Origin of the sequence: Actinomadura sp. DC4 (assembly GCF_030406325.1) — a bacterium.
GTDB lineage: Bacteria > Actinomycetota > Actinomycetes > Streptosporangiales > Streptosporangiaceae > Actinoallomurus.
Genome location: NZ_JAUEQY010000054.1, coordinates 21,994 through 43,891, shown reverse-complemented (window position 1 = coordinate 43,891; position 21,898 = coordinate 21,994). Strand labels below are relative to the sequence as shown.

Genomic DNA, 21,898 nt, shown 5'->3' with positions numbered 1-21,898 from the left:
TGACACGCTCGGCACTGCAGAACGCCGCCTCCATCGCGGCTCTGTTCCTGACGACCGAAGCGGTCATCGCCGAAAAGCCCGAGAAGCAGGCGGCCCCGGCCGCCCCCGACCCGGGCGGCATGGACTTCTAGGTCCACCAGGAAGGGGCGGTCCTGCTGGGACCGCCCCTTTCGCTTGTCCGTTTCATTTCTCATGAAATATGTGTCTCGGATGTCGCGATACTGCCCGGGTCGTACACTTCGCGCGTGGACCTTTTCAACTCCCCCGTACTCGTTTACGACCAGCCGCCGGAGATGTTCTCGGTCGAGGCGAAGTACACCATCTGGAATCCGCACGGCCAGCCGGTCGCGAACGTCGCAGAACAGGGCGTCAACGGCGCGCAGAAGGCCTGGCGGGTGCTCAACCAGCGCCGAAACGACCAGGCCAAACGCGACCTTCTCGTCACCCGGCCCGACGGCATGCCCTTTTTCTGGGTGAACAAGCCGTATTCATATGTCGGTACACCGAAGATCGACGTGGTCACGCCGCAGGGCCAGTTGATCGGCCACCTCCGCAAGCGCGCGATGCAGGGCTACGAGATGCTGGACGCCTACGAACGTCAGATCGGTTACTTCGACCATATGCGGGCCCAGGTCACCGACTGGCAGAACACCCAGATCGCGACTTTCAACAGAGCCGGGGGAGTGGGCGGCTACGTATCCCAGATGTTCAGCGGGGCCGACCGCTACGTCCTGCAGCTCAACTTCCAGCTTCCCGAGCCGATCCGCACGCTGACGCTGGCCTGCCCGCTCGCCTATGACACCACCCGGTCGTCCAACCGCGGCCTCGGCGGCGTCCTCGGCGTCTGAGCCGCTACAGCGGCTCGCCGGACTCCATCAGGGTCTTGAGGCTGGACAGGAGGGCCGGCCAGCCCTGGCTGACGGCGTCCAGGAGGGCCGAGCCGGGCTCGAAGCCGTCGTGGGTGACGGTCAGCTTCACGACCGGCCCTGAGGGTTCGAGGTCGAAGGTCACCTTCGAGCGCCGTTCCGCCGCGAACGCGGCCAGCTCCTCGTCGGTCTTGGCGTTCGCCTTGGCCCACTCCGGGGTGAAGGTGTGCCAGGTGTAGGCGAGCCGGCGGTACGGGTCGGAGACCAGCACGACCTGCTCGGGGTCGCTGATCTCGGTGCCGCTCTCGCGCCAGGTCATCGGCGCGCCCTCGGTCCAGTCCGTGGTGAACTCCACGCCCCAGTAGCGGCGGGTGAAGGCCGGGTCGGTGAGCGCCTGCCACAGCCGCTCGGGCGTCGTCTTGATGTGGCTGACGTAGACGAAGTCGGGCCTGCTCATCGGAGGATCCTCCAGTGCGTGCTTCAGGTCGGCGAGTGCGTGCACCCGCTCGCGGTCGTACCGGTCGATCCAGCGTTCGGCGATCTCGTTGATGGGCGCGGCGTTGAGGTAGTGCAGCTTCTCCCGCCCCCGCCAGACCGTCGTCACCACCCCGGCCGCCTCGAGTACGGCCAGGTGCTTGGTGACGGCCTGCCGGGTCATGCCGGAGTCGGCGCACAACTCGCGCAGGCTCTGCCCGCCCCGGCCGTTCAGGCTGTCGAGCAGCCTCCGGCGCGTGGCGTCGGCGAGCGCCTTGAACACCGCGTCCATAGTCATCCCCAGAACAAAGGCAACCGTTTGGTTGCCTTTAACTTATGCAGCCGAGCGGTTGCGTGTCAATGGGTGGTGTTCTAGATCTCCTCGTCGGCGAGGACGTCGTCGGCGTCGATGATGCGGTAGGCGTAGCCCTGCTCGGCGAGAAAGCGCTGCCGGTGGGCGGCGTAGTCCTGGTCGAGAGTGTCGCGGGCCACCACGGAGTAGAAGCGGGCGCCCTTGCCGGACGCCTTGGGACGGAGCACCCGGCCGAGCCGCTGCGCCTCCTCCTGCCGCGACCCGAAGGTGCCCGAGACCTGGACGGCCACGGCCGCCTCGGGCAGGTCGATGGAGAAGTTGGCCACCTTGGAGACGATCAGCACCGAGATCTCGCCGGTCCGGAAGGCGTCGAACAGCCGTTCCCGCTCCTTGATCTTGGTCTCGCCCTTGATCACCGGTGCTTCGAGACGTTCGCCGAGCTCGTCGAGCTGGTCGATGTACTGCCCGATCACCAGCGTCTGCTCGCCGCGATGGCGTTCGACCAGGGCCTGCACCACCGAGGACTTGGTCGGCGTCGTCGCGCAGAACCGGTAGCGGTCCTCCTGCTCGGCCGTGGCGTACGCGAGGCGCTCGGAGTCGGTCAGCGTCACGCGTACCTCGACGCAGTCCGCCGGGGCGATCCAGCCCTGCGCCTCCATCTCCTTCCACGGGGCGTCGTAGCGCTTGGGGCCGATGAGGGAGAACACGTCGCCCTCACGGCCGTCCTCGCGTACGAGGGTCGCGGTCAGGCCCAGGCGGCGGCGGGTCTGCAGGTCCGCGGTCATCCGGAAGATCGGCGCCGGCAGCAGGTGCACCTCGTCGTACAGGACCAGGCCCCAGTCGCGGGCGTCGAAGAGCTCCAGGTGGGTGTAGACGCCCTTCCGCCGGGTGGTCATGACCTGGTAGGTGGCGATCGTGACGGGACGGATCTGCTTCTTCGTGCCGGTGTACTCCCCGATCTCCTCCTCGGTCAGCGACGTGCGCTTGAGCAACTCCTGTTTCCACTGGTGCGCGGAGACGGTGTTGGTGACGAGGATGAGCGTGGTCGCGGACGCGTGCGCCATCGCGGCGGCGCCGACGATCGTCTTGCCCGCCCCGCAGGGCAGCACGACGACGCCGGAGCCGCCGTGCCAGAAGCTCTCGGCCGCGTCCCGCTGGTAGCCGCGGAGGTTCCAGCCGTCTTCTGTGAGGGCGATCGCGTGCGCCTCGCCGTCGACGTAGCCGGCCAGGTCCTCGGCGGGCCAGCCGATCTTCAGCAGCGCCTGCTTGAGCGTGCCGCGGTCACTCGGGTGCACCGCCACGGTGTCGTCGTCCACCCGCGGGCCGAACATCGGCTGCAGCTTCCGCGCGCGCAGGACCTCCTCCAGCACGGCGCGGTCGGAGGAGGCGAGGACCAGCCCGTGCGTCGGGTGCTTCTCCAGCCGCAGCCGGCCGTAGCGCCCCATCGTGTCGGCGATGTCCACGAGCAGGGCGTGGGGCACGGGATAGCGCGCGTGACTGATCAGCGCGTCGATCACCTGTTCGGCGTCGTGGCCCGCCGCGCGCGCGTTCCACAGCGCCAGGGGCGTGATCCGGTAGGTGTGCACGTGCTCGGGGGCGCGCTCCAGCTCGGCGAACGGTGCGATCGCCTTACGGCACGCCGCAGCCGACTCGTGATCGACCTCGAGCAGAAGGGTCTTGTCGGACTGGACGATGAGCGGGCCGTCGGTCACGTGATGCCTTTCAGCGTGGGGGTCACAGTGTCCAACAGCGAGAGCCCCTCTGGTGCTTCCCGTACCGAATCGTCAGCGAGTCGTGCCGCCGGCCCTGGCGAGCAGGCCGTCGATGACGATGTCGATGGCGACGCGGAACCGCTCCTCGCCGTCGCCCGCGACGAGCCGCGCGGCGTGGGCGGTGATCAGAGGGAACCGGTCGGGCGGCAGGCCGGTGAAGGTCGCGTAGAGCTCGTCGGCCTGCTCCCGGCGGTCGGCGCGCCGTACGTCGGCCTCGATGGCGGCGTAGTTCACCAGCAGCGCGAAGATGTCGGCGGCCCAGGCGGCGTCCTGGGGGTCGAGCCCGCCGGCGAGCAGGATTCCCAGGAGGTTCTCGACCAGTTGCAGGGCCGCCTCGGTCGTGGGCGGCTCGGCCATGGCCGTGGCGGCGATTCCCGGATGGGCGGCCAGCGCCCGGTGCATGCGGGCGAGCAGCGCGTGGAGCTGGGCGCGCCAGCGTGTGGGGTCCGGGGTCTCGAGCTCGACCGTGGCGAAGATGCGGTCCTGCATCGCCTGGAGCAGGCCCTCGCGGCCGGAGACGTAGACGTAGAGCGAGGCGGCTCCGGTGTCCAGGGCCGCCGCGACCCGCCGCATCGTGACCGCCGCCAGCCCCTCGGACCTCAGGATCGCCAGGGCCGCGTCGACGACCGCCTCCTCGCTGAGCGGCGCCTTCGCGGGGCGGTCGCGCGTCGAGCGGTGGCGGCTTGCTGGGTTCATCGGTGGTGGACCTCCCGGCGAGAGACATTACCGCGACCTCCGCGGTGGAGTTTGACGTACGCCGTTCGTAACGTACGTTGTTCGTAGCGAACATTGTACGTCGAGCGTACGACCCCTCTAAGGACTCCAATGGACACTGCCCTCATCGCCGATGCCCCGAGCACGCGGCCCTACCGCCTGCGCTGGGTCGTGGCGGCCGTCGTGCTGGCGGCCAACGTCATGGACCTGCTCGACGCCACGATCGTGGGCGTCGCGGCTCCCGCCATCCATCGCGACCTCGGCGGCGGCGCGAACACCATCCAGTGGCTGAGCGCCGGCTACACGCTGGCCTTCGCCGTGCTGCTGATCGCCGGCGCGCGGCTCGGAGACATCCTCGGCCGCCGCCGCCTGTTCCTCGTCGGCTCGGCGGGGTTCACCCTCTTCTCGGCCGCGTGCTCCGTGGCGCCGGGCATCGGCGCGCTGATCGCCTTCCGCGCGCTCCAGGGCGCCTTCGGCGCGCTCATGATCCCCCAGGGCTTCGGCCTGGTGAAACAGGTCTTCGACGACGACGCCGAGTTCGACCGGGCGACCGGGCTGTTCGGCCCGGCGACGGGTGTGGCGATGCTCGCCGCGCCGATCGTCGCCGGCGCGCTCGTCGACGCCGACCTCTGGGGCACCGGGTGGCGCCTGGTGTTCCTGATCAACATCCCGATCGGCGCGCTGACGCTGCCTCTCGCGATCCGCTCGCTGCCCCGCGGCGCCACCCACCCCGGCGTCAGGCTCGACGTCGGCGGCGTCTGGCTGGTCGGCCTGGCCCTGGTCGCGATCATCTATCCGCTCATCCAGGGCCGGGCCGACGGCTGGCCCGCCTGGTCCTTCGGCCTCCTCGCGGCCGGCGTGGTGCTGCTCCTGGTCTTCCTGCGGTACGAGCGACGGCACAAGGACAACCCGCTGATCGAGCCCACACTGCTCGCCAACCGCACCTACCTCAGCGGCGTCGCCGTCGCCCTGGCCCTCTTCGGCGCCTTCGCCGGGCTTCTGCTCTGCATCTCGCTCTACGGCCAGCTCGGTGAGGGCTGGTCACCGATCCACGCCGGTCTGACGCTGACGCCGATGGTCGTGGGGATGATCCTCGGCATGGTCGGGTCCCTCGCCACCGTCGGCCGGCTGGGACGCCACCTGCTCCACATCGGCATCCTGCTCATCGCCGCCGGCGCGGCCGGGCTCGCCCTGACCCTCAACGGTGCCCACGCCGCCTCGACCTGGGACCTCGTGCCCGGGCTCTTTTTCATCGGCGCGGGCGCCGGTGCCAGCATCGGACAGCTCTTCCGGTTCATCCTGAGCAGCGTGAGCATGGACGAGGTCGGATCCGCCTCGGGCGTCCTCGAAGCCGTGCAGCAGCTCTCGACCTCGCTCGGCGTCGCGGTCCTTGGCACGATCTTCTTCTCCGCCTTCGACCACCATCTCCCGCCGTACGCCCTCCAGGTCACCGCGTGGGCGTGCCTGGCACCGCTGGCGGCCGCCTTCGCCCTGGTGTTCCGGCTGCCCATGCACCCGCGGAAGGAACGCTAGGACCGGTCAGGGAGTGGTGCCGTCCTGGGCCGCTCCGACGAGGCCGAACACGATCACCACGCCCACGGCCAGCAGGATGTCGAGCGCGAAGCACACCCAGGCGCCGACCGTCAGCCGGCGCGCGGACTCCGGATCGGTGCCGGCACGGCTCAGCGCGATCCCGGCGAGGATCACCCCGGGGATCCAGGCGACGCCCATGCAGCACAGGACGGCGGTGACGATGTTGGCCACGAGAGCGGCCACCGTCGCGCCGGTGGCGGCGGGCCGCATCGCGCCCGGCGGCCCGTAACCGGAGTAGTCGTACTGGCCGTACTGCTGCTGCCCGTACTGGGCGTACTGCTGGCCGTAGGGGTCCTGCGTCCAGCCGCCCTGGGCGTACGGGTCCTGGGCGTAGGGGGGCTGCTGCCCGCGTGCCCCCTGGCCGTAGTCGCCGTAGGCGTCACGCCAGTCCGGTACGTCGTCCTGTGGTTCCTGCCACGTCATGGTGATCCCCCAGGTGGGTGTCCGGAGGTGGGTGCCACCTCGTCAAGCATGACCCCTTGTTATGACCCGTGGGAACACCCTTCGGTTCCGGTTCGGTCGCCGTTTTGTCCGCGAGATGTCACGTCGCGCCGTCCACGTCGGCCACCCCGGTGATGCGGTGCAGGGCGAACCGGTGGATCGCGGCGCGCGTCGCGTCGTAGGCGGTGAGGAAACCGCCCTCGATGCGCGCGGGCTCGATGATGCGGCTGGAGGCCTGTCCCTGCTGGTCGAGATAGCCGATCCAGACGCGCGCGCCGCGGTCGGCGGCCTCGCGGAGCTGCTGGACCATGGCCGCGGCCGGGGTGCGCGGCGGCGAGCCGTACGGGGCGGAGACGCGCGCGGCCTCGTCGCCCGCCCGCAGCGCGCGTACGGCCGCGGTGATGACCGAGGGGTCGGGCCCGGCGCCGAGGACGGCGTGGCGCGCCTGCTCGTAGGTGCCGTGGCCGGCCGACTCCGCCCGCTGCGAGTCGAGCCGGGTGATCACCACGGACCCCTCGGCCGACTCGGCCACAGGGGCGTACCCGAGCACGCGGAGGGCGTCGAGGAGCTCGGCGCGTGGCACGCGCGAGGCGAGCACGGTCGGCGCGAGCCGGTGCAGCCGCAGCTGGTCGGACCGGCGGTCGGCCATGATCTCCTCCAGCATGGCCGGGTCGTCGCTGCGGACGTACGCCGAGGCGATGCCGACGCGCAGCCGGCCGTGGCGGCGGGCGACGTCCTCGATGAGGTAGCTCAGCGGCTGGGGCAGCGCGGTGGCCGAGTGGCGAGAGAGCAGGTCGATCAGCTCGGCGGCCCCGCGCCCGGCGTCGAGCGCACGGCGTACGGACTCGGGGGTGAAGCGGTAGACCGTGGCCCCGCCGGTGGACTCCACGTCGGCGGCGAGCGCGAGCTCGCGCGCCAGGTCGGCCACGAGCGGACCGGGCGCGACGGCGGTCAGGTCGGCCTGGATGAGCACGTGGTCGACGGGCGTGGGCAGCACCGCGAGCAGGGCCTTGGCGGCGTCGCCGCCGTCCAGCAGCGTGCGGGAGTGGTCCGCCAGCGCCTTGAAGCCGGTCACGCCCAGGGCCTCGGCCTCGCGGAGCGTCCAGCCGACGAGGCGCTCGCGCAGCACGCCGCCGCGGCGCGGCTCGTGCCAGCCGAGGTGGGCGTAGACGTCCTCGGCGGTCGGCGCGACGCCGGGCTCGGCGTTCGCGAGGGCGGTCAGCACCGAGCGGCGTACCTGCGGCGCGCTGGCCCGGATCGCCTCGTCGGACAGGGCGTTGATCAGCCGGTCGCGCTCGTCGCGGTCGCCGGCGAGGCCGGGGACGCGGTCCATGCGCAGCCAGGCACCGGCGACCGTGACCCAGCGGCGCTCGGGGTCGTGCAGCCGCCACAGGTCATAGGACTGCGTCGGCAGCCACAGCGCGTCGCCGCCGCGCCCGCCGACGCCCGACCCGTCGTAGTCGCCGCTGCGCGCGAGCAGCCCGGCGGCGTACGCGACCTCGACCAGCAGCGCCGCCGTCCAGTCGGGCAGGTCCAGGGCGGCGGCGGTCGCCCGCAGGTCGCGGATGCCGAGGCCGCCGCTGCGGAGCACGCCCGGCGGGTCGACGCCCCAGCGTTCGAGCAGGTCCTCGATGGTGCGTACGGTCGTGAGCGCCTGGCCGCCCGCGGTGCGGTCGATGAGCGCCTGCGCGCGTACGGTGCCGCCGAGTGAGGGCGGGGTGGTCGCCAGGTCGCGGAAGACCCGGCCGCCGCGCAGGTGGAGCCCGACCTCGCGGGGGAGCGTCACCGTACGGTCGTCGGTGGCGGCCAGCAGCCCGCGGGCGAGGAGCCGCTCGATCGGGGAGTTCGCGGTGGCGATCGTGACGGGGCGGCGGGCGCCCTCGACCTTGCCGATCGGAGGTCCCCAGGCGAGCCGGTCGAGGGCGGCGCGCGCCTCGGGACCCGCGTCCTGGACCAGGACGCCGACCCGGCCGGTGATGTCGTCGACGGAGTCGAGGCCGAGGTCGGCCAGCAGCGCGGAGAGACGGTCGGAGGGGTAGGAGGCGAACGCCTCGCGTACGGGAGGCCCGAGGCCGGCCGGGTGGGGGATCGCCTGGCGCGCCCCGGGCGCGACCCGCAGCTCCTCATCCGACCCCCAGACCAGGGCGAGGGCCCGCAGCCGCTCGACCGCGCCGCGCACGTCGGCGCCGGTGGCGGCCACGAGATCGCCGTAGGTCGTGGGGAAGGGGAGCACGAGCAGCGCCTCGAAGACGCTCAGTGCGAGCCGGTCGAGCCGGTCGAGCGCCCGGGACAGGGCCGAGGGCGCCGATGCCCGGGAGGACAGCGCGGTGATGTCGGCGGGGACCGGAGTGATCAGCTCGGGCCGGCACGCGAAGAGCGCGCGCAACTCGTCGTCGTCGCGCGCCCGCAGCCAATCCGCGTAGGTGTCCGTGCTCACTCCTGCAACGGTATTCCGGGTGGGGGAGCGCGCGAGCCGTCGACAGGCTTTCAGCCGGCTTTCAGACCGCTTCCGCGGTCTGGCCGGCGAGCCCCAGGGCGAGACGGGCCCAGCCGTCGACGAAGCGTGCCTCGTCGACCCGCTGGGGCGGCTCGTGCAGGGCGTCACTCGCGAGCCAGTAGTTGACGATGGCGCCGCCCAGCGCGAGTGCGAGGGCGTCCCAGTCTTCGTCGAGTCCGGCCATCTCGGGCTGGCCGGCGAGCCACTTGGAGATCATGTCGTAGAGCGGGTTGACGATCCCCTCGCGCATCTCGGCGATGAGGTTGGGGAACTTGTCGAGGTCGCGGAAGAGCACGCGGATGAGGTCGGCCTCCTCGCGCATCTTGCCCATGCCGACGGTCGCGGTCAGCCGGAGCCGGTCGATCAGCGGCTGGTCCTGCACCTCGGTGGCGCGCTGGAAGGTCGCGGAGATCTGCTTGGAGGTGCGGGTGATGTGCTCGCGCACCGCGGCGGCGAGCACCTCCTCCTTGGAGCGGAAGTGGCGGTAGAGCCCGCCGGCGCCCGGAGACAGGCCGGAGGCGGCCTCGATCTCCGCCACGGACGTCGCGGCATAGCCTCGTTCCGCGAACAGCCGGAGCGCCTCGGACACGATCCGCTCGCGCGTAGATCTCTGCATTGTGTGTGCTCCTCCCCGGAAAGCGTAGGCCATGAAAGCGCTCACTGACGTCGGATATCAGCCTGAGCACTTACAGGTTGCGGCCGGCTGAGGCAGGATGCGGGGAAACGCACGTGGAGGTGGTCATGTCCCGCCCGTCCTACAGTCACGGAACCTCCGATCTTCCGCTGCTCGGCCAGACCATCGGGGAGAACCTTCGCCACGTGGCCTCGGTCCTCCCGCACCGCGAGGCGCTCGTCGACGTGCCGACCGGCCGCCGGTGGACGTACGGGGAGTTCGACGAGGAGGTCGCCGCGCTCGCCCGCGGGCTGATCGCCGCCGGGATCGACAAGGGCGACCGGGTCGGGATCTGGTCGCCGAACACCGCCGAATGGGTGCTGCTGCAGTACGCCACGGCCGAGATCGGCGCGATCCTCGTCAACGTCAACCCGGCGTACCGCACCCATGAGCTGTCCTTCGCGCTCCGCCAGTCAGGGGTGAAACTCCTGGTCAGTGCGGTCTCGTACAAGACCAGCGACTACCGGGGGATGGTCGAGGAGGTACGCGCCGACCTGCCCGGCCTGCAGCGGGTGATCTACCTCGGCACGGACGAGTGGACGGCCCTGGTGACGGCGGGCGTGGCGCTGGACCCCTCGCGGCTGACCGAGCGCATGGCGACGCTGTCGCCGGACGACCCGATCAACATCCAGTACACCTCGGGCACCACGGGCTTCCCCAAGGGCGCGACGCTCTCGCACCACAACATCCTCAACAACGGCTTCTTCATCGGCGAGCTGTGCCGTTATTCCGAGATCGACCGGGTGTGCGTCCCGGTGCCCTTCTACCACTGCTTCGGCATGGTCCTCGGCAACCTCGCCATCACCACCCATGGCGCCTGCATCGTCATCCCCGCGCCGGTCTTCGACCCGAAGGCGTCGCTGGAGGCCGTCCAGGCCGAGCGCTGCACCGCGCTGTACGGCGTGCCGACGATGTTCATCGCCGAGCTGAGCCTGCCGGAGTTCTCCACGTACGACCTCAGCACGCTGCGCACCGGCATCATGGCCGGCTCACCGTGCCCGGTGGAGGTGATGAAGCGCGTCGTCTCGGAGATGCACATGCGCGAGGTGACGATCTGTTACGGCATGACCGAGACGTCACCGGTGTCCGCGCAGACCAGGTACGACGAGGAGCTGGAGCGCCGGGTCTCCACCGTCGGCCGCGTCCATCCGCACCTCGAGGTCAAGATCGTCGATCCGGTGACCGGGCTGACCGTGCCGCGCGGCGCCCCCGGCGAGCTGTGCACCCGCGGCTACTCGGTGATGCTCGGCTACTGGGAGGACCCCGAACGGACGGCCGAGGTGATCGACGCGGCGCGCTGGATGCACACCGGCGACCTCGCGACGATGGACGAGGACGGCTACGTCAACATCGTCGGGCGCATCAAGGACATGGTGATCCGGGGCGGGGAGAACCTCTATCCGCGGGAGATCGAGGAGTTCCTGTACGGCCACCCCGACATCGAGGACGTCCAGATCATCGGGGTGCCGGACGAGAAGTACGGCGAGGAGCTGTGCGCCTGGGTCAGGCGGCGGCCGGGCTCGTCGCTGACCGAGGACGGCGTGCGCGACCACTGCCGGGGCAGGCTGGCGCACCACAAGATCCCCAAGTACGTCCGGTTCGCGGACGACTTCCCGATGACGATCACGGGCAAGATCCAGAAGTTCAAGATGCGGGAGACCTCGATCTCCGAACTCGGCCTGGAGAACGCCGCCGGGACCGAGACCGCCTGAGGTCTCCTGGTCAGCGGAGGCGGTGGAGGAGGCCCGCCACGGCGCGGCCGGCGACGAGGTATACGACCGCGGCGATTCCGTAGTTGACGAGCACGCCCACGCGTTCGTCCTTGGGGACGAACATGTCGCGGAATCGCCATGCGAACCAGTCCGCCCAGTCGTTAACCGTCCGGACGATCGCGTTGTCCTGATTCGCCGAGAAGACGACGAAGGCGATGTGCAGGGCGAGCAGCACGCAAATGATCATCGCCAGGACGCGGACCAGGCTCGCGGCCGTGTCGGAGGCGCGCCGCACCCCCGTACGCAGGCCGTTGCCGCCGGGCGTGCGGCGGCGGGCGGTGCGTGGGGGGTCCTCCGCCTTCGTTCGGGAGCCCGGTTCGGAGTCCGATTCGGGGTTTTCAATGGTCTTGTCTGACTCTTCCCGCCATTTCGCCATATGCATTTCCTACTCGGGGGAGCGATCTCTTGGGGTCGTGGTTTGGGCGATCGCCACTGGGTATATCCGCATCGCGTTAACCGTTGTTTCGGACTCGCAATAACGCGAGTTCCGCCGGTGACGAAATCACAGATCCAGATTTCGCGCAGACTCCGCGCCCTCCCACTCGGATCCCGTCGCATCGCCACTGCCGGGAGGGCGCGGGCACGCGGTCCCCGGGGCCGTACGTACCCTGGGGCCCGTGATCGCCGTTGGCTTCGACCTGGACCTCACTCTCGCCGACACCCGCGAGGGTATCGCCGCCACGTTCGCCGCGCTCTCGGAGCGTACGGGCGTGGCCATCGACACCGCCGCGGTCATCTCCCGGCTCGGACCGCCGCTGGAGACGGAGCTGGCCAACTGGTTCCCCGCCGAGGACGTGCCCGAGATGGCCGAGATCTACCGAGGCTTCTACGGCCACATCGCGGTACCCGCCACCGTGCCCATGCCCGGCGCCGTCGAGGCGGTCGAGGCCGTACGCGCGCGGGGCGGCCGCGTCATCGTGGTCACCGCCAAGAGCCAGCGTCACGCCGAGTCCACCGTCCGCGCGCTGGGCCTGGACGTGGACGAGGTGGCCGGGTCACTGTTCAGTACCGCCAAGGGCACGGCACTGGTGCGGTTCGGTGCGACCGTCTACGTGGGCGACCACGTCGCCGACGTGGACGCCGCCCGCGCGGCGGGCGCGCGAAGTGTGGCCGTGGCCACCGGCCCGTACGACTCGGCGGCGCTCTCGGCCTACGGAGCCGATATCGTGTTGCCCGATTTGCGGGTTTTCCCGGAGACTTTGACCGAACTGATCAACCCAGGCCCCACGTCGAGGCAATAACCTTGATAAGGCCTGTCCGGACAAGAGCTAGCAACGAGGTCACCTGTGCCCAGTGGCAAGGTCAAGTGGTACAACGCCGACAAGGGGTTCGGCTTTCTCACCCGTGACGACGGCGGTGAGGTCTTCGTGCATTCCTCCGCGCTGCCCGCGGGGGTCGAATCGCTCAAGCCCGGTCAACGCGTGGAGTTCGGGGTCGTCGAGGGACGCAAGGGACAACAGGCGCTGAGCGTTCGGACGATCGACGCGCCGCCGTCGGTGGTCAAGTCCAAGCGCAAGAAGCCCGACGAGATGGTCATCCTCGTCGAGGACCTCATCAAGCTGCTCGAGGGCGTCTCCAACACCTACCGCAGGGACAAGCACCCGGACGGAAAGATGGCCAAGAAGATCGGCGAGGTCCTGCGCGCGGTCGCCGACGACCTCGACCAGCAGTAGGCGCGTGCCCCGCGGCGAGCGGGGCCACGCGACACACTTCTCAGGCGGCGGTGTCGGCGACGCTCGGGTGCTCCCGGTCGCGACGGCGTTCACGGCGGCGTGAGGCGCGGCGTGCCGCCCGGCGGAACACCAGCCCGGTCAGCGTCACCGCCAGGGCGGCGGCGATGATCGCCAGGGCGATGTGGCCGTTCGGGGCGATGATCGACATGCCCAGGCCGGCCAGACCGCCGATCACCCAGACGAGCTGGTGGATCGTCTCCGACACCGCGAACGTCGAGGAGCGGACCTCCTCGCCGATCTCACGCTGCACGATCGCGTCCAGGCCGAGCTTGCCCAGCGACTGGCCGAGCGCGCCGACGAAGGCGACCGCGAGTGCCGCGATGAGCCCGAAGAACAGCGCGCACACCGCGGCCGTCACCGTGGCCACCGCGAGGGTGCCGAACACGATGCCCAGCGGCGCGCGCGCCTTGAGCAGCGCGCCCAGGGCCGTGCCGACGAGCCCGCCGAGGCCGGCGGAGGCGGCCAGCAGGCCGAGCGCGATGTTCGGCGAGACGGGATGGACGAACCCCTCCGTGCGCAGCAGGAACGCCAGGTAAAGGATCAGGAACCCCGACAGCGCCCGCAGCGCGGCGTTGGCGCGCATCGCCTCGCCGACGACCGGGCCCACGCGCAGCAGCGTCCGCCAGCGGGCCTTCTCGGCCGCGGGGGCGGCGGCCTCCGGGGCCGTCTCCTCGGGGGTGTCCACGTGGGCGGGCAGCCGCAGGCCGAGGAACGCGCCGGCGATGAAGACGACCGTGGCGATCCGCATCGCCCACCCGGCGTTCGTGACCGCGACCAGCCCGGCGCCGAGCGGTGCCACGATCGAGGCGGCGACGAGCCCGCCGAACGACGCGCGGGCGTTGGCCGTGACCAGATTGAGACCTTCGGGCAGCACGCGTGGCGTGACCGCACTCCGGGAGACGCCGAAGGCCTTGGAGAGCACGAGCGCGCCGAACGCGGCGGGCATCAGCGTGACCGGGTCCTTGTGCAGGACCGCGCCGGCCATGCCCCAGCAGAGCAGCCCGCGGGCGAGCATGGTGCCGGCGATGGCGATGCGGCGTACGTGCCGCATGTGGTCCAGGGCGGGTCCGATGAGCGGGGCGACCAGGGCGAACGGGGCCATGGTGACCAGCAGATAGAGGGCTACCTGGCCTTGTGCCTGCTTGACGTCGAGATTGAAGAACATCGTGCCCGCGAGCGCCACCGCGATGAGCGCGTCGCCCGCGCTGTTCACCGCGCCGAGCTCGATCAGGTTGCCCAGACCCGACCGTCCGGCCCCTCCAGCGTGGGTCGCCCGGCGCGTCGTACGGCCGACACTCTGGGCCACCGCGTGTATCTTCCGCCCGGCGCTGCCCGTGCGTGCCCGCAAAGTCATAGCGTAAGTCTGCCTCTTCGGGGCAAACCCATGCCCCTGTATGGGCGACAATCGTTTATGTGAGTCCAGTGCGTTCTAGCAGTCCGGCCGCCGCAAGGCGGAGCCGTACGCCCGTGGCCGACACCGCCGCAGCCGCGGCCGTCGACCTCGCCCGTGCCGCTGCCGAGGACATCTCATCCCCTGACTACGTCGGTGAGCATCTGGGTCTGCTCCCCGAGGGGGACCGGATCGTCACCCACTACTTCGTCTGCCTTGATCCGGCTTACCACGGGTGGCGGTGGGCCGTTTCGGTCGTACGCGCCTCCCGTGCCAAGAACGTCACGGTGAGCGAGAGCGTCCTGCTCCCCGGCGATGACGCGATGCTCTCGCCCGCCTGGGTGCCGTGGAGCGACCGGCTGCGCCCCGGCGACCTGGGCCCCGGCGATCTGCTGCCGACCCCGGTCGACGACCCGCGGCTCGTGCCCGGGTTCACCGACGCGCGGGGGGAGACCGACGAGGAGCTCTTCTGGGAGCTGGGCCTCGGCCGCCACCGGGTGCTGTCCGCCGAGGGCCGCGACGAGGCCGCGACGCGCTGGCACTCCGGCGACGCCGGGCCGGCGACGCCGATGGCGCGCTCGGCCCCGGCGCACTGCGCCACGTGTGCCTTCTTCGTGCCCCTGGCCGGATCGTTCCGTCAGGTGTTCGGCGTGTGCGCCAACGAGTACGCGCCCGACGACGGCAAGGTCGTCTCGCTCGACCACGGGTGCGGCGCCCACTCCGAGGCGGTCATCGTCTCGGGGGCGGTCGAGTCGGCCCCGCCGATCGTGGACGAGATGGGTTACGACGTCGTCCCGTCCGCGACGCTGACCGACGAGGAGGCCCTCGGTCACAGCTGACGGTTGTGACCGGGCCGCGGTCGCCCCTGGGGGGCCGTTCCCGGGTGCCGGTGCGCCGGCGATGACAGGAACGCCCCCGGACGGCGAAAGGCGCGTTATGGAGGACTCCTACGGCACGGCCGCGATCCGCGAGCGTGTCCTGGCGGCCTGGTCGGCGTCGCCGTCCCGGTTCCGCGAGGACGCGAACACCGAGGAGGATCACGCCCGCGGCGGCTACCGCGACCGCGTGATCGTCGAGCTCGCGCAGAACGCCGCCGACGCGGCGGCGCGCGCCGGGGTTGCGGGCCGGATCCGCCTCGTTCTGCGGGACGGCGTGCTCAGCGCGGCCAACACCGGCGCGCCCCTCGACGCCGCCGGCGTCGAGGCCCTCAGCACCCTGCGCGCCTCGGCCAAGCGCGACGAGACGGCCTCGACCGGCCGCTTCGGCGTCGGTTTCGCCGCCGTCGTGGCGGTGAGCGACGAGCCCGCCATCACGTCCGGGGCAGACGGCGTGGCCTGGTCGGCGGCGCGTACGCGCGCCGAGGTGACCGCGATACCCGCGCTGGCCGACGAGCTGGCCCGGCGCGGCGGCGACGTGCCCGTCCTCCGCCTGCCCTTTCCGGGGGAGCCGGCCGAGGTTCCCGGCGGATACGACACCGTCGTACGGCTGCCCCTGCGTGACGCCGACGCCGAGACGCTCGTACGGCGGCTGCTCGACGAGACGGGGCCGGCGCTCATGCTCGCCCTCCCCGCGCTGGCCGAGGTCGTGATCGACACCGGCGAGGTCCGGACGCTCACCGCGGACCGGGCCCGTACGGAGGACAGGGACGGGGTGTCCCTCGGCACGGTCGTGATCGACGGGACGACCTGGCGTACGGCGGAGGCGCACGGGCTGGCCGACGCCGCCCTTCTCGCCGACCGGCCGGTCGAGGAGCGGGCGCACTGGCAGATCCGCTGGGCGATGTCGGACAAGCCCTCGGACGTCCCCGCCGTCGTCCACGCCCCGACGCCCAGCGACGAGCCGCTCGGCCTGTCCGCACTCCTGCTCGCCTCGTTCCCGCTCGCGCCCGACCGGCGGCACGTCGCGCCCGGGCCGCTGACCGACTTCCTGGTCGAACGCGCGGCCGAGACCTACCTCGCACTGCTGCCCTCGACGCCCGCCCTGCTCGACCTCGTCCCCGGCCCGATGGCCAAGGGCGAGCTGGACGCCCGGATCCGCCGGGCGATCCTCGGGCGGCTGCCCGACACCCCGCTCCTGCCGGTCCCCGGCGACCGGGCCGTCGAGCCCGGGGAAGAGCCCGTCCGGGTACGCGGCCGGGACACCGTCGCGGTGGACGGGCCGCCGGACCTGCCTGGCGTCCTCGGCGAGGTCCTGCCCGGGCTGCTGACCGCGGACTGGCCCGCCCGGCACCCGGCCCTCGACGCGCTCGGCGTACGCCGGATGAGCGTCGCCGAGGTGGTCGACGCCCTGGCCGGGCTGGAGAGCGAGCCGGCGTGGTGGCGGCGTCTGTACGCCGCGATCGAGGGCGCCGACCGCGAGGCGCTGACCGGCCTGCCCGTACCCCTCGCCGACGGCCGTACGGTCCGGGGGCCGCGCGGGCTGCTGATCACCGACTCGGACGGCCTCGACGCCCTCGGCCTGCGGGTGGTCCACCCCGAGGCCGCGCACCCGCTGCTGCCGCGCCTCGGCGCGATGGAGGCCGGTCCGCGCGCCGTGCTCACCGACCCGGCCACCCGCGCCGCGGTCGCGGCCTCCTTCGACGAGGAGGATCCCGAGCCCGTCGGGCACGCCGTGCTGACGCTCGTCGCCCGCGCCCATCTGCGGCCCGGCGAGGAGCCGTGGCTGGCCGAGCTGGCGCTGCCCGGAGACGACGGCGAGACGTACCCGGCCGGCGAGCTGCTCCTGCCCGGAGCCCCGCTGGCGAGCGTGGTGGCCGACGACGCGCCGTTCGGGACCGTCGACCCCGCGCTCGTCGAGCGGTACGGCGCGGAGACGCTGGAGGCGGCGGGTGTCCTGCGCACGTTCGCCCTCGTGCGCGCCGAGGACTACACCGACCCCGACCTGCACCTCGACGACGAGGAGGAGTGGGCGGACGACCTGGGCGACGGCTTCGTGGTGCCGGAGTTCACCGCCGTACGCGACCTGGAGTTCGTGGCCGACTGGGCCGGGGCGTTCGCGCTGCTGCGGGAGCCGTCGCTGCGGGAGGCGCTCACCCGGCCGGTGGCCGTGATGCTCGCGGACGGGAGCCGGGCGACCGTGCCGTCCTACACCGCGTGGTGGCTGCGGCGGCATCCCGTGCTGGACGGACGGCGGCCCGGCGACCTGTGCGTGCCCGGCGACCTCGACGGCCTGTACGACCCCGCGCCCGCCGGACTGGACCCGGAGATCGTCCGCGCGCTCGGCGTGCGCACGACGCTGCGCGCGCTGCTGGACGAGCCGGACGGCGCGGCCGAGCTCCTCGGCCGGATGGCCGACCCGGCCCGCACACTCTCGGCCGGCCGGCTGGGCGAGCTGTGGCACGCGCTGTCGGCGGCCGACCTGGACGTGGAGACGCCGGAGCACGTACGGGCCTTCGTGTCCGGCCGGCCCGAGGTGGTGCCGGCCGTCGACGCGATCGTCGTGGACCGGCCCGACCTGCTTCCGCTGCTCGCCGCGCAGCCGCTGCTGTTCGTGCCGGTGGAGGTGGCGGACGCGCTGGAGCTGGCGCTCGGCGGCGAGGAGGTGCCCGGCGTGGTCGAGTCGGCGGGCGCGCGGCGGCCGGTCCCCCCGGTGCTGCGCGCGGTGCTGCCGGAGGCGCCGGAGGCGTACGTCCACCACGACCGGCTCGTCGTGGACGGCGAGGAGGTCCCGTGGTGGTACGAGAACGGGACCGTGCACGCGAGCGGCCCGGCCGGGCTGGCCCGCGGCGCGGCGTGGGCGTGCGGGCGCTGGGACCTGAGGATGGCGGCCGAGGCGGTGCTGCGCGATCCGGACCGGCTGCCGGCGTTGCTCGCGGAGGCGGCCTTCGACTGAGGCGTCAGTCGGTGTGCTCGGCGGCCTCTTTGGCGGCGGCGTGGCGTTCGGCGGCGGCGGCGCGGCCCCGGTGCAGGCGCGGGATGTACCAGCAGCCGAACAGGCCCATCGCGCAGCCGGTCACGCAGACCCAGCGCCACCAGTGATGGTCGGCGTCCAGCGGCACGATCATGAGCACGACGAAGGCGACCGCGAACGCCACCGCGCCGACGGCGGAGATGAGGACGTCGTTGGTCTCCAGCGGGGCCGGTTCCGGGTGCTGCGCCATGCGATCAGGGTATCCGCCGGGCGCGAGACGGCGACAGAGCCACAGATCACGCCGTTTAGGTCTTCCGTCCGTACTGCCTAGTCTGTCACTCTGCGTACATCATTTTCGGGCTCGGGGCCTTGGACGAGGAGATAGCGCACGTGACGACGACCACTGTCGGCAACGAGCCGCGCGGCGGCCTGGATCGATACTTCGGGATCTCCGAGCGCGGCTCGACCGTCGGCCGTGAGATCCGCGGCGGTCTGGCGACGTTCTTCACCATGGCCTACATCGTGGTGCTTAATCCGTTGATCATCGGCACCGTCCCGGACAAGACGGGCGCCGTGCTCGGCATCCCGAAGGTCGCGGCGGCGACCGCGCTCGTCGCGGGCGTCATGACGATCATCATGGGCCTCGCCGGGAGGTTCCCCCTGGCGATCGCCACCGGCCTCGGCCTGAACGCCTTCGTCGCCACCGCGCTGGCACCCTCGATGACCTGGCCGGAGGCGATGGGCCTCGTCGTGATCGAGGGCATCATCATCGCGGTCCTGGTCCTCACCGGCTTCCGTACCGCGATCTTCCGGGCGGTTCCCGAGGGCCTCAAGGCCGCGATCGGCGTGGGGATCGGCCTGTTCATCGCGCTGATCGGTTTCGTGGACGGCGGCTTCGTGCGCCGGGTGCCGAACGAGGCGGGCACCACGGTGCCGGTGCAGCTCGGCATCCAGAACAACCTGCAGAGCTGGCCGGCGCTGGTGTTCGTGCTCGGCCTGCTGGTCACCGCGGTCCTCGTCGCCCGCAAGGTCAAGGGCGGCATCCTCATCGGCATCATCGGCACGACGATCCTGGCGATCATCGTGGAGGCGCTGGCCGACGCCGGGCCGACCGTGGTCAAGCCGGGCGTGATCAACGACAAGGGCTGGAGCCTGAACGTCCCGAAGCTGCCCGGCATCCACCACATCGCCGGTACGCCTGACCTGTCGCTCGTCGGGCACTTCACGTTGTACGGGGCGTTCGCCCGGGTCGGCGTCCTCGCGGCGGTGCTGTTCGCCTTCACCCTGATCCTGGCGGACTTCTTCGACGCCATGGGCACGGTCGTCGGCATCGGCAGCGAGGCCGGCCTGCTGGACGAGACCGGCACGCCGCCGAACATCGGCACCATCCTGTTCGTGGACGGCGTCGCGGCCGCGGCGGGCGGCGCGGCATCGGTGTCGTCGGCCACGGGCTACGTGGAGTCGGCGGCGGGCGTCGGCGAGGGCGCGCGCACGGGCCTGGCCAACGTCGTGACGGGCGTGCTGTTCCTGCTCGCGATGTTCCTGGCGCCGATCGTGCAGATCGTGCCGTTCGAGGCGGCGACGCCCGCGCTGGTCGTGGTCGGCTTCCTGATGATGACCCAGATCCGGCGCATCGACTTCAGCGACTACGAGATCGCCATTCCGGCCTTCCTGACGATGGTCATCATGCCCTTCACCTACTCCATCACGAACGGCATGGGCGCCGGCTTCATCTCCTACGTCGTCATCAAGGCGGTGCGCGGCAAGGCCCGCGAGGTGCACCCGCTGCTGTGGCTGGTGGCGATCCTGTTCGTGGCCTACTACGCCATCGTCCCGATCAAGGACATCCTTGGTGTGAACTGAGCGCGCACCCGCGAGAGAGTTCGCCGGTCGGGGGCCCCGATCGGCGGACTCTCCGGCGTACGCTGGGGGAGCGTTCGGGGGATAGATGGTGCTTCGTCGCCATATGTGGTCGTGTGAGTGATTCGGTGGTGTTCGGCCAGGTCGGAGAGCCGGTCCGGTCCGTCGTCCCCATGAGAAGGAAGGGTCGAGGTCGTACGCCTCGCTAACGAACTGGCGGAATTCAAAGCCGTCGTATATCGTTAGCAAGAGTAATGACTTCAGCTAATGAACATGCAAACGTCACAGACCAGAAGCCGTGCGGGCCTGGCGGCGGCCCTGCGCGTCTCGATCTCGCGACTGTCGCGCCGCATGCGCGCGGAGGGCGGTCACTCCTTGAGCGCCACCCAGATCGCGGCGCTCGGCGCGGTGGCCCGCCACGACGCCCTCACACCTGGCGAGCTCGCCGTGCACGAAAAGGTCCAGCCACCCTCGATGACGCGAGTGATCGCGCATCTGGAGGAGAAGGGCCTGCTGACCCGCAGTCCGCATCCGACGGACCGGCGTCAGGTGGTCCTGAGTCCCACGGAGGCGGGGGACAAACTCCTGAAGGAGGAGCGTCTCCGCAAGGAGGCATGGCTGGCCCAGCGGCTGGGGGAGCTGACTCCGGAGGAGCGGGCGATCCTGCGGCAGGCGGCGCCGATCCTGGAGAGGCTCAGCCGAGGCTGACCCTCTTCCGGTCGCTGCGCAACCGCAACTACCGGTTGTTCTCGATCGGGCAGGTGATCTCCAACAGCGGCACCTGGATGCAGCGGGTGGCCCAGGACTGGCTGGTCCTGAGCCTCACCCACGGCAGCGGCACCGCGCTGGGCATCACCACCGGCCTGCAGTTCCTGCCGCTGCTGCTCTTCGGGCTGTACGGCGGCGTGCTCGCCGACCGGTTCCCCAAGCGCCGCGTCCTCATGATCACCCAGATCTTCATGGGGCTGCTCGCACTCATCCTCGGCATCCTCGCGCTCACCGGCACGGCCCAGGTGTGGCACGTCTACGTCCTGGCGTTCATGCTCGGCGTCGCGACGGTGGTGGACAACCCGACCCGGCAGACGTTCGCCGTCGAGATGGTGGGGCCGGGCGACCTGTCCAACGCCATCGCGCTCAACGCCGCGATCTTCAACACGGCACGGATCGTCGGGCCGGCCATCGCGGGCGTGCTGATCGCCGCGATCGGCACCGGGCCGGTCTTCATGGTCAACGCCGCGTCGTTCGGCGCCGTGCTGGTCGGCCTCTACATGATGCGCGACGACGAGCTCTACACACGGTCGCGCGTGCCACGGGCCAAGGGCCAGCTCCGCGAGGGGCTGCGCTTCGTGCGCGAGCGCCGCGACCTCGTCATGCTGCTGATCATCGTGTTCTTCGTCGCCGCGTTCGGCATGAACTTCCAGATGACGACCGCGCTGATGAGCCGCGAGGTGTTCCACAGCGGCGCGTCCAGCTTCGGTCTCGCCTCGACCATGCTCGCGGTCGGCGCCGTCTTCGGCTCCCTGCTCTCCGCGCGGCGCAAGCGGCCGCGCATGCGCCTGACGCTCATCGCCGCGGCGGCGTTCGGCGTGCTGGAGATCGTCAGTGGCGTGATGCCGAACTACGGGCTGTTCCTCGTCATGCTCGTGCCCACCGGCCTGGCGCTGCTGACCTTCAACACCACCGCCAACGCCGTCATGCAGCTCAGCGTGCCGGCCTGGATGCGCGGCCGCGTCATGGGGCTCTACATGCTCGTCTTCGCGGGCAGCTCGCCGATCGGCGCTCCGCTGCTCGGCTGGCTCGCCGAGGTCTTCGGACCGCGCTCCGGGCTCGTCATCGGCGGGGTCGTGTCCCTCGTCGCGGTCATGGGCGTCGTCGCCCTCATGGCGCCGCGCTCGGCGGTGGAGGCCGTACGGCCGAGCCTGGGCGAGGCCGACTGAGGGGTGAGAGCCTG

At 71.4% G+C, this 21,898-nt stretch carries 19 protein-coding genes; 10 read left to right on the top strand and 9 right to left on the bottom strand.

What is annotated here, in order from left to right; translation table 11 throughout:
- Positions 1-245 precede the first annotated feature (245 nt).
- Entirely contained in the window at positions 246-848 is a 603-nt protein-coding gene (locus QWU11_RS45685) for a hypothetical protein (protein WP_290120874.1), read from the top strand.
- Positions 849-852: 4 nt separating this feature from the next.
- Here the strand turns inward: QWU11_RS45685 and QWU11_RS45680 are convergent, their stop codons facing one another.
- The 3 genes from QWU11_RS45680 to QWU11_RS45670 form a co-directional block, all read right to left on the bottom strand.
- Positions 853-1,632, bottom strand: a complete 780-nt coding sequence (locus QWU11_RS45680) for an SRPBCC domain-containing protein (protein ID WP_290120873.1) — start codon at positions 1,630-1,632, stop codon at positions 853-855.
- Between the two features lie 80 nt (positions 1,633-1,712).
- Positions 1,713-3,365, bottom strand: coding sequence for a DNA repair helicase XPB (locus QWU11_RS45675; RefSeq protein ID WP_290120872.1), 1,653 nt, complete (start codon positions 3,363-3,365; stop codon positions 1,713-1,715).
- A 72-nt stretch (positions 3,366-3,437) separates the two neighbouring features.
- Positions 3,438-4,121, bottom strand: a complete 684-nt coding sequence (locus tag QWU11_RS45670) for a TetR/AcrR family transcriptional regulator (protein ID WP_290120871.1) — start codon at positions 4,119-4,121, stop codon at positions 3,438-3,440.
- 129 nt (positions 4,122-4,250) lie between these two features.
- Between QWU11_RS45670 and QWU11_RS45665 the strand changes: the two genes are divergently transcribed.
- Positions 4,251-5,672, top strand: coding sequence for an MFS transporter (locus tag QWU11_RS45665; RefSeq protein WP_290120870.1), 1,422 nt, complete (start codon positions 4,251-4,253; stop codon positions 5,670-5,672).
- Positions 5,673-5,678: 6 nt separating this feature from the next.
- Here QWU11_RS45665 and QWU11_RS45660 read toward each other — a convergent pair whose 3' ends face one another.
- The 3 genes from QWU11_RS45660 to QWU11_RS45650 form a co-directional block, all read right to left on the bottom strand.
- Positions 5,679-6,155, bottom strand: a complete 477-nt coding sequence (locus QWU11_RS45660; RefSeq protein WP_290120869.1) for a hypothetical protein — start codon at positions 6,153-6,155, stop codon at positions 5,679-5,681.
- A 118-nt stretch (positions 6,156-6,273) separates the two neighbouring features.
- On the bottom strand, positions 6,274-8,610 hold the full coding sequence (locus QWU11_RS45655; RefSeq protein ID WP_290120868.1) for a helicase-associated domain-containing protein: 2,337 nt from the start codon (positions 8,608-8,610) through the stop codon (positions 6,274-6,276).
- Between the two features lie 61 nt (positions 8,611-8,671).
- Positions 8,672-9,286: a TetR/AcrR family transcriptional regulator gene (locus QWU11_RS45650; RefSeq protein WP_290120867.1), complete on the bottom strand. Its 615-nt coding sequence runs from the start codon at positions 9,284-9,286 to the stop codon at positions 8,672-8,674.
- Positions 9,287-9,411: 125 nt separating this feature from the next.
- Here QWU11_RS45650 and QWU11_RS45645 point away from each other — a divergent pair, with 125 nt between their 5' ends.
- Complete coding sequence (locus QWU11_RS45645) at positions 9,412-11,055, top strand: AMP-binding protein (RefSeq protein ID WP_290120866.1); 1,644 nt, start codon at positions 9,412-9,414, stop codon at positions 11,053-11,055.
- 10 nt (positions 11,056-11,065) lie between these two features.
- On the opposite strand, the gene QWU11_RS45640 is transcribed toward QWU11_RS45645, so the two are convergent.
- Positions 11,066-11,491, bottom strand: coding sequence for a hypothetical protein (locus QWU11_RS45640; protein WP_290120865.1), 426 nt, complete (start codon positions 11,489-11,491; stop codon positions 11,066-11,068).
- A 241-nt stretch (positions 11,492-11,732) separates the two neighbouring features.
- Between QWU11_RS45640 and QWU11_RS45635 the strand changes: the two genes are divergently transcribed.
- Positions 11,733-12,356 carry an HAD hydrolase-like protein gene (locus tag QWU11_RS45635; RefSeq protein WP_290120864.1) on the top strand — a complete coding sequence of 208 codons (624 nt, stop codon included), beginning with the start codon at positions 11,733-11,735 and terminating at the stop codon, positions 12,354-12,356.
- A 45-nt stretch (positions 12,357-12,401) separates the two neighbouring features.
- Complete coding sequence (locus QWU11_RS45630) at positions 12,402-12,788, top strand: cold-shock protein (RefSeq protein ID WP_290120863.1); 387 nt, start codon at positions 12,402-12,404, stop codon at positions 12,786-12,788.
- Between the two features lie 40 nt (positions 12,789-12,828).
- Here QWU11_RS45630 and QWU11_RS45625 read toward each other — a convergent pair whose 3' ends face one another.
- Complete coding sequence (locus tag QWU11_RS45625) at positions 12,829-14,154, bottom strand: MFS transporter (protein WP_290120862.1); 1,326 nt, start codon at positions 14,152-14,154, stop codon at positions 12,829-12,831.
- A 161-nt stretch (positions 14,155-14,315) separates the two neighbouring features.
- On the opposite strand from QWU11_RS45625, the gene QWU11_RS45620 reads away from it, so the two are divergent.
- Together QWU11_RS45620 and QWU11_RS45615 are read left to right on the top strand one after the other, a co-directional pair.
- Positions 14,316-15,077, top strand: a complete 762-nt coding sequence (locus tag QWU11_RS45620; RefSeq protein WP_290120861.1) for a DUF3027 domain-containing protein — start codon at positions 14,316-14,318, stop codon at positions 15,075-15,077.
- 97 nt (positions 15,078-15,174) lie between these two features.
- Positions 15,175-18,069, top strand: coding sequence for a hypothetical protein (locus QWU11_RS45615; protein ID WP_290120860.1), 2,895 nt, complete (start codon positions 15,175-15,177; stop codon positions 18,067-18,069).
- A gap of 4 nt (positions 18,070-18,073) precedes the next feature.
- On the opposite strand, the gene QWU11_RS45610 is transcribed toward QWU11_RS45615, so the two are convergent.
- Positions 18,074-18,337 (bottom strand): DUF2530 domain-containing protein, encoded by a 264-nt coding sequence (locus QWU11_RS45610; protein WP_290120859.1) that lies wholly within the window; start codon positions 18,335-18,337, stop codon positions 18,074-18,076.
- 140 nt (positions 18,338-18,477) lie between these two features.
- On the opposite strand from QWU11_RS45610, the gene QWU11_RS45605 reads away from it, so the two are divergent.
- The 3 genes from QWU11_RS45605 to QWU11_RS45595 all read left to right on the top strand — a co-directional run bounded on the left by QWU11_RS45605 (position 18,478) and on the right by QWU11_RS45595 (position 21,884).
- On the top strand, positions 18,478-19,950 hold the full coding sequence (locus tag QWU11_RS45605; RefSeq protein ID WP_290120858.1) for an NCS2 family permease: 1,473 nt from the start codon (positions 18,478-18,480) through the stop codon (positions 19,948-19,950).
- 264 nt (positions 19,951-20,214) lie between these two features.
- The gene (locus QWU11_RS45600) at positions 20,215-20,655 is read left to right on the top strand and encodes a MarR family transcriptional regulator (RefSeq protein WP_290120857.1); all 441 of its coding nucleotides are present in this window, start codon (positions 20,215-20,217) and stop codon (positions 20,653-20,655) included.
- On the top strand, positions 20,652-21,884 hold the full coding sequence (locus tag QWU11_RS45595; RefSeq protein WP_290120875.1) for an MFS transporter: 1,233 nt from the start codon (positions 20,652-20,654) through the stop codon (positions 21,882-21,884). The genes QWU11_RS45600 and QWU11_RS45595 overlap by 4 nt, the downstream gene beginning before the upstream one ends.
- Positions 21,885-21,898: the final 14 nt, after the last annotated feature.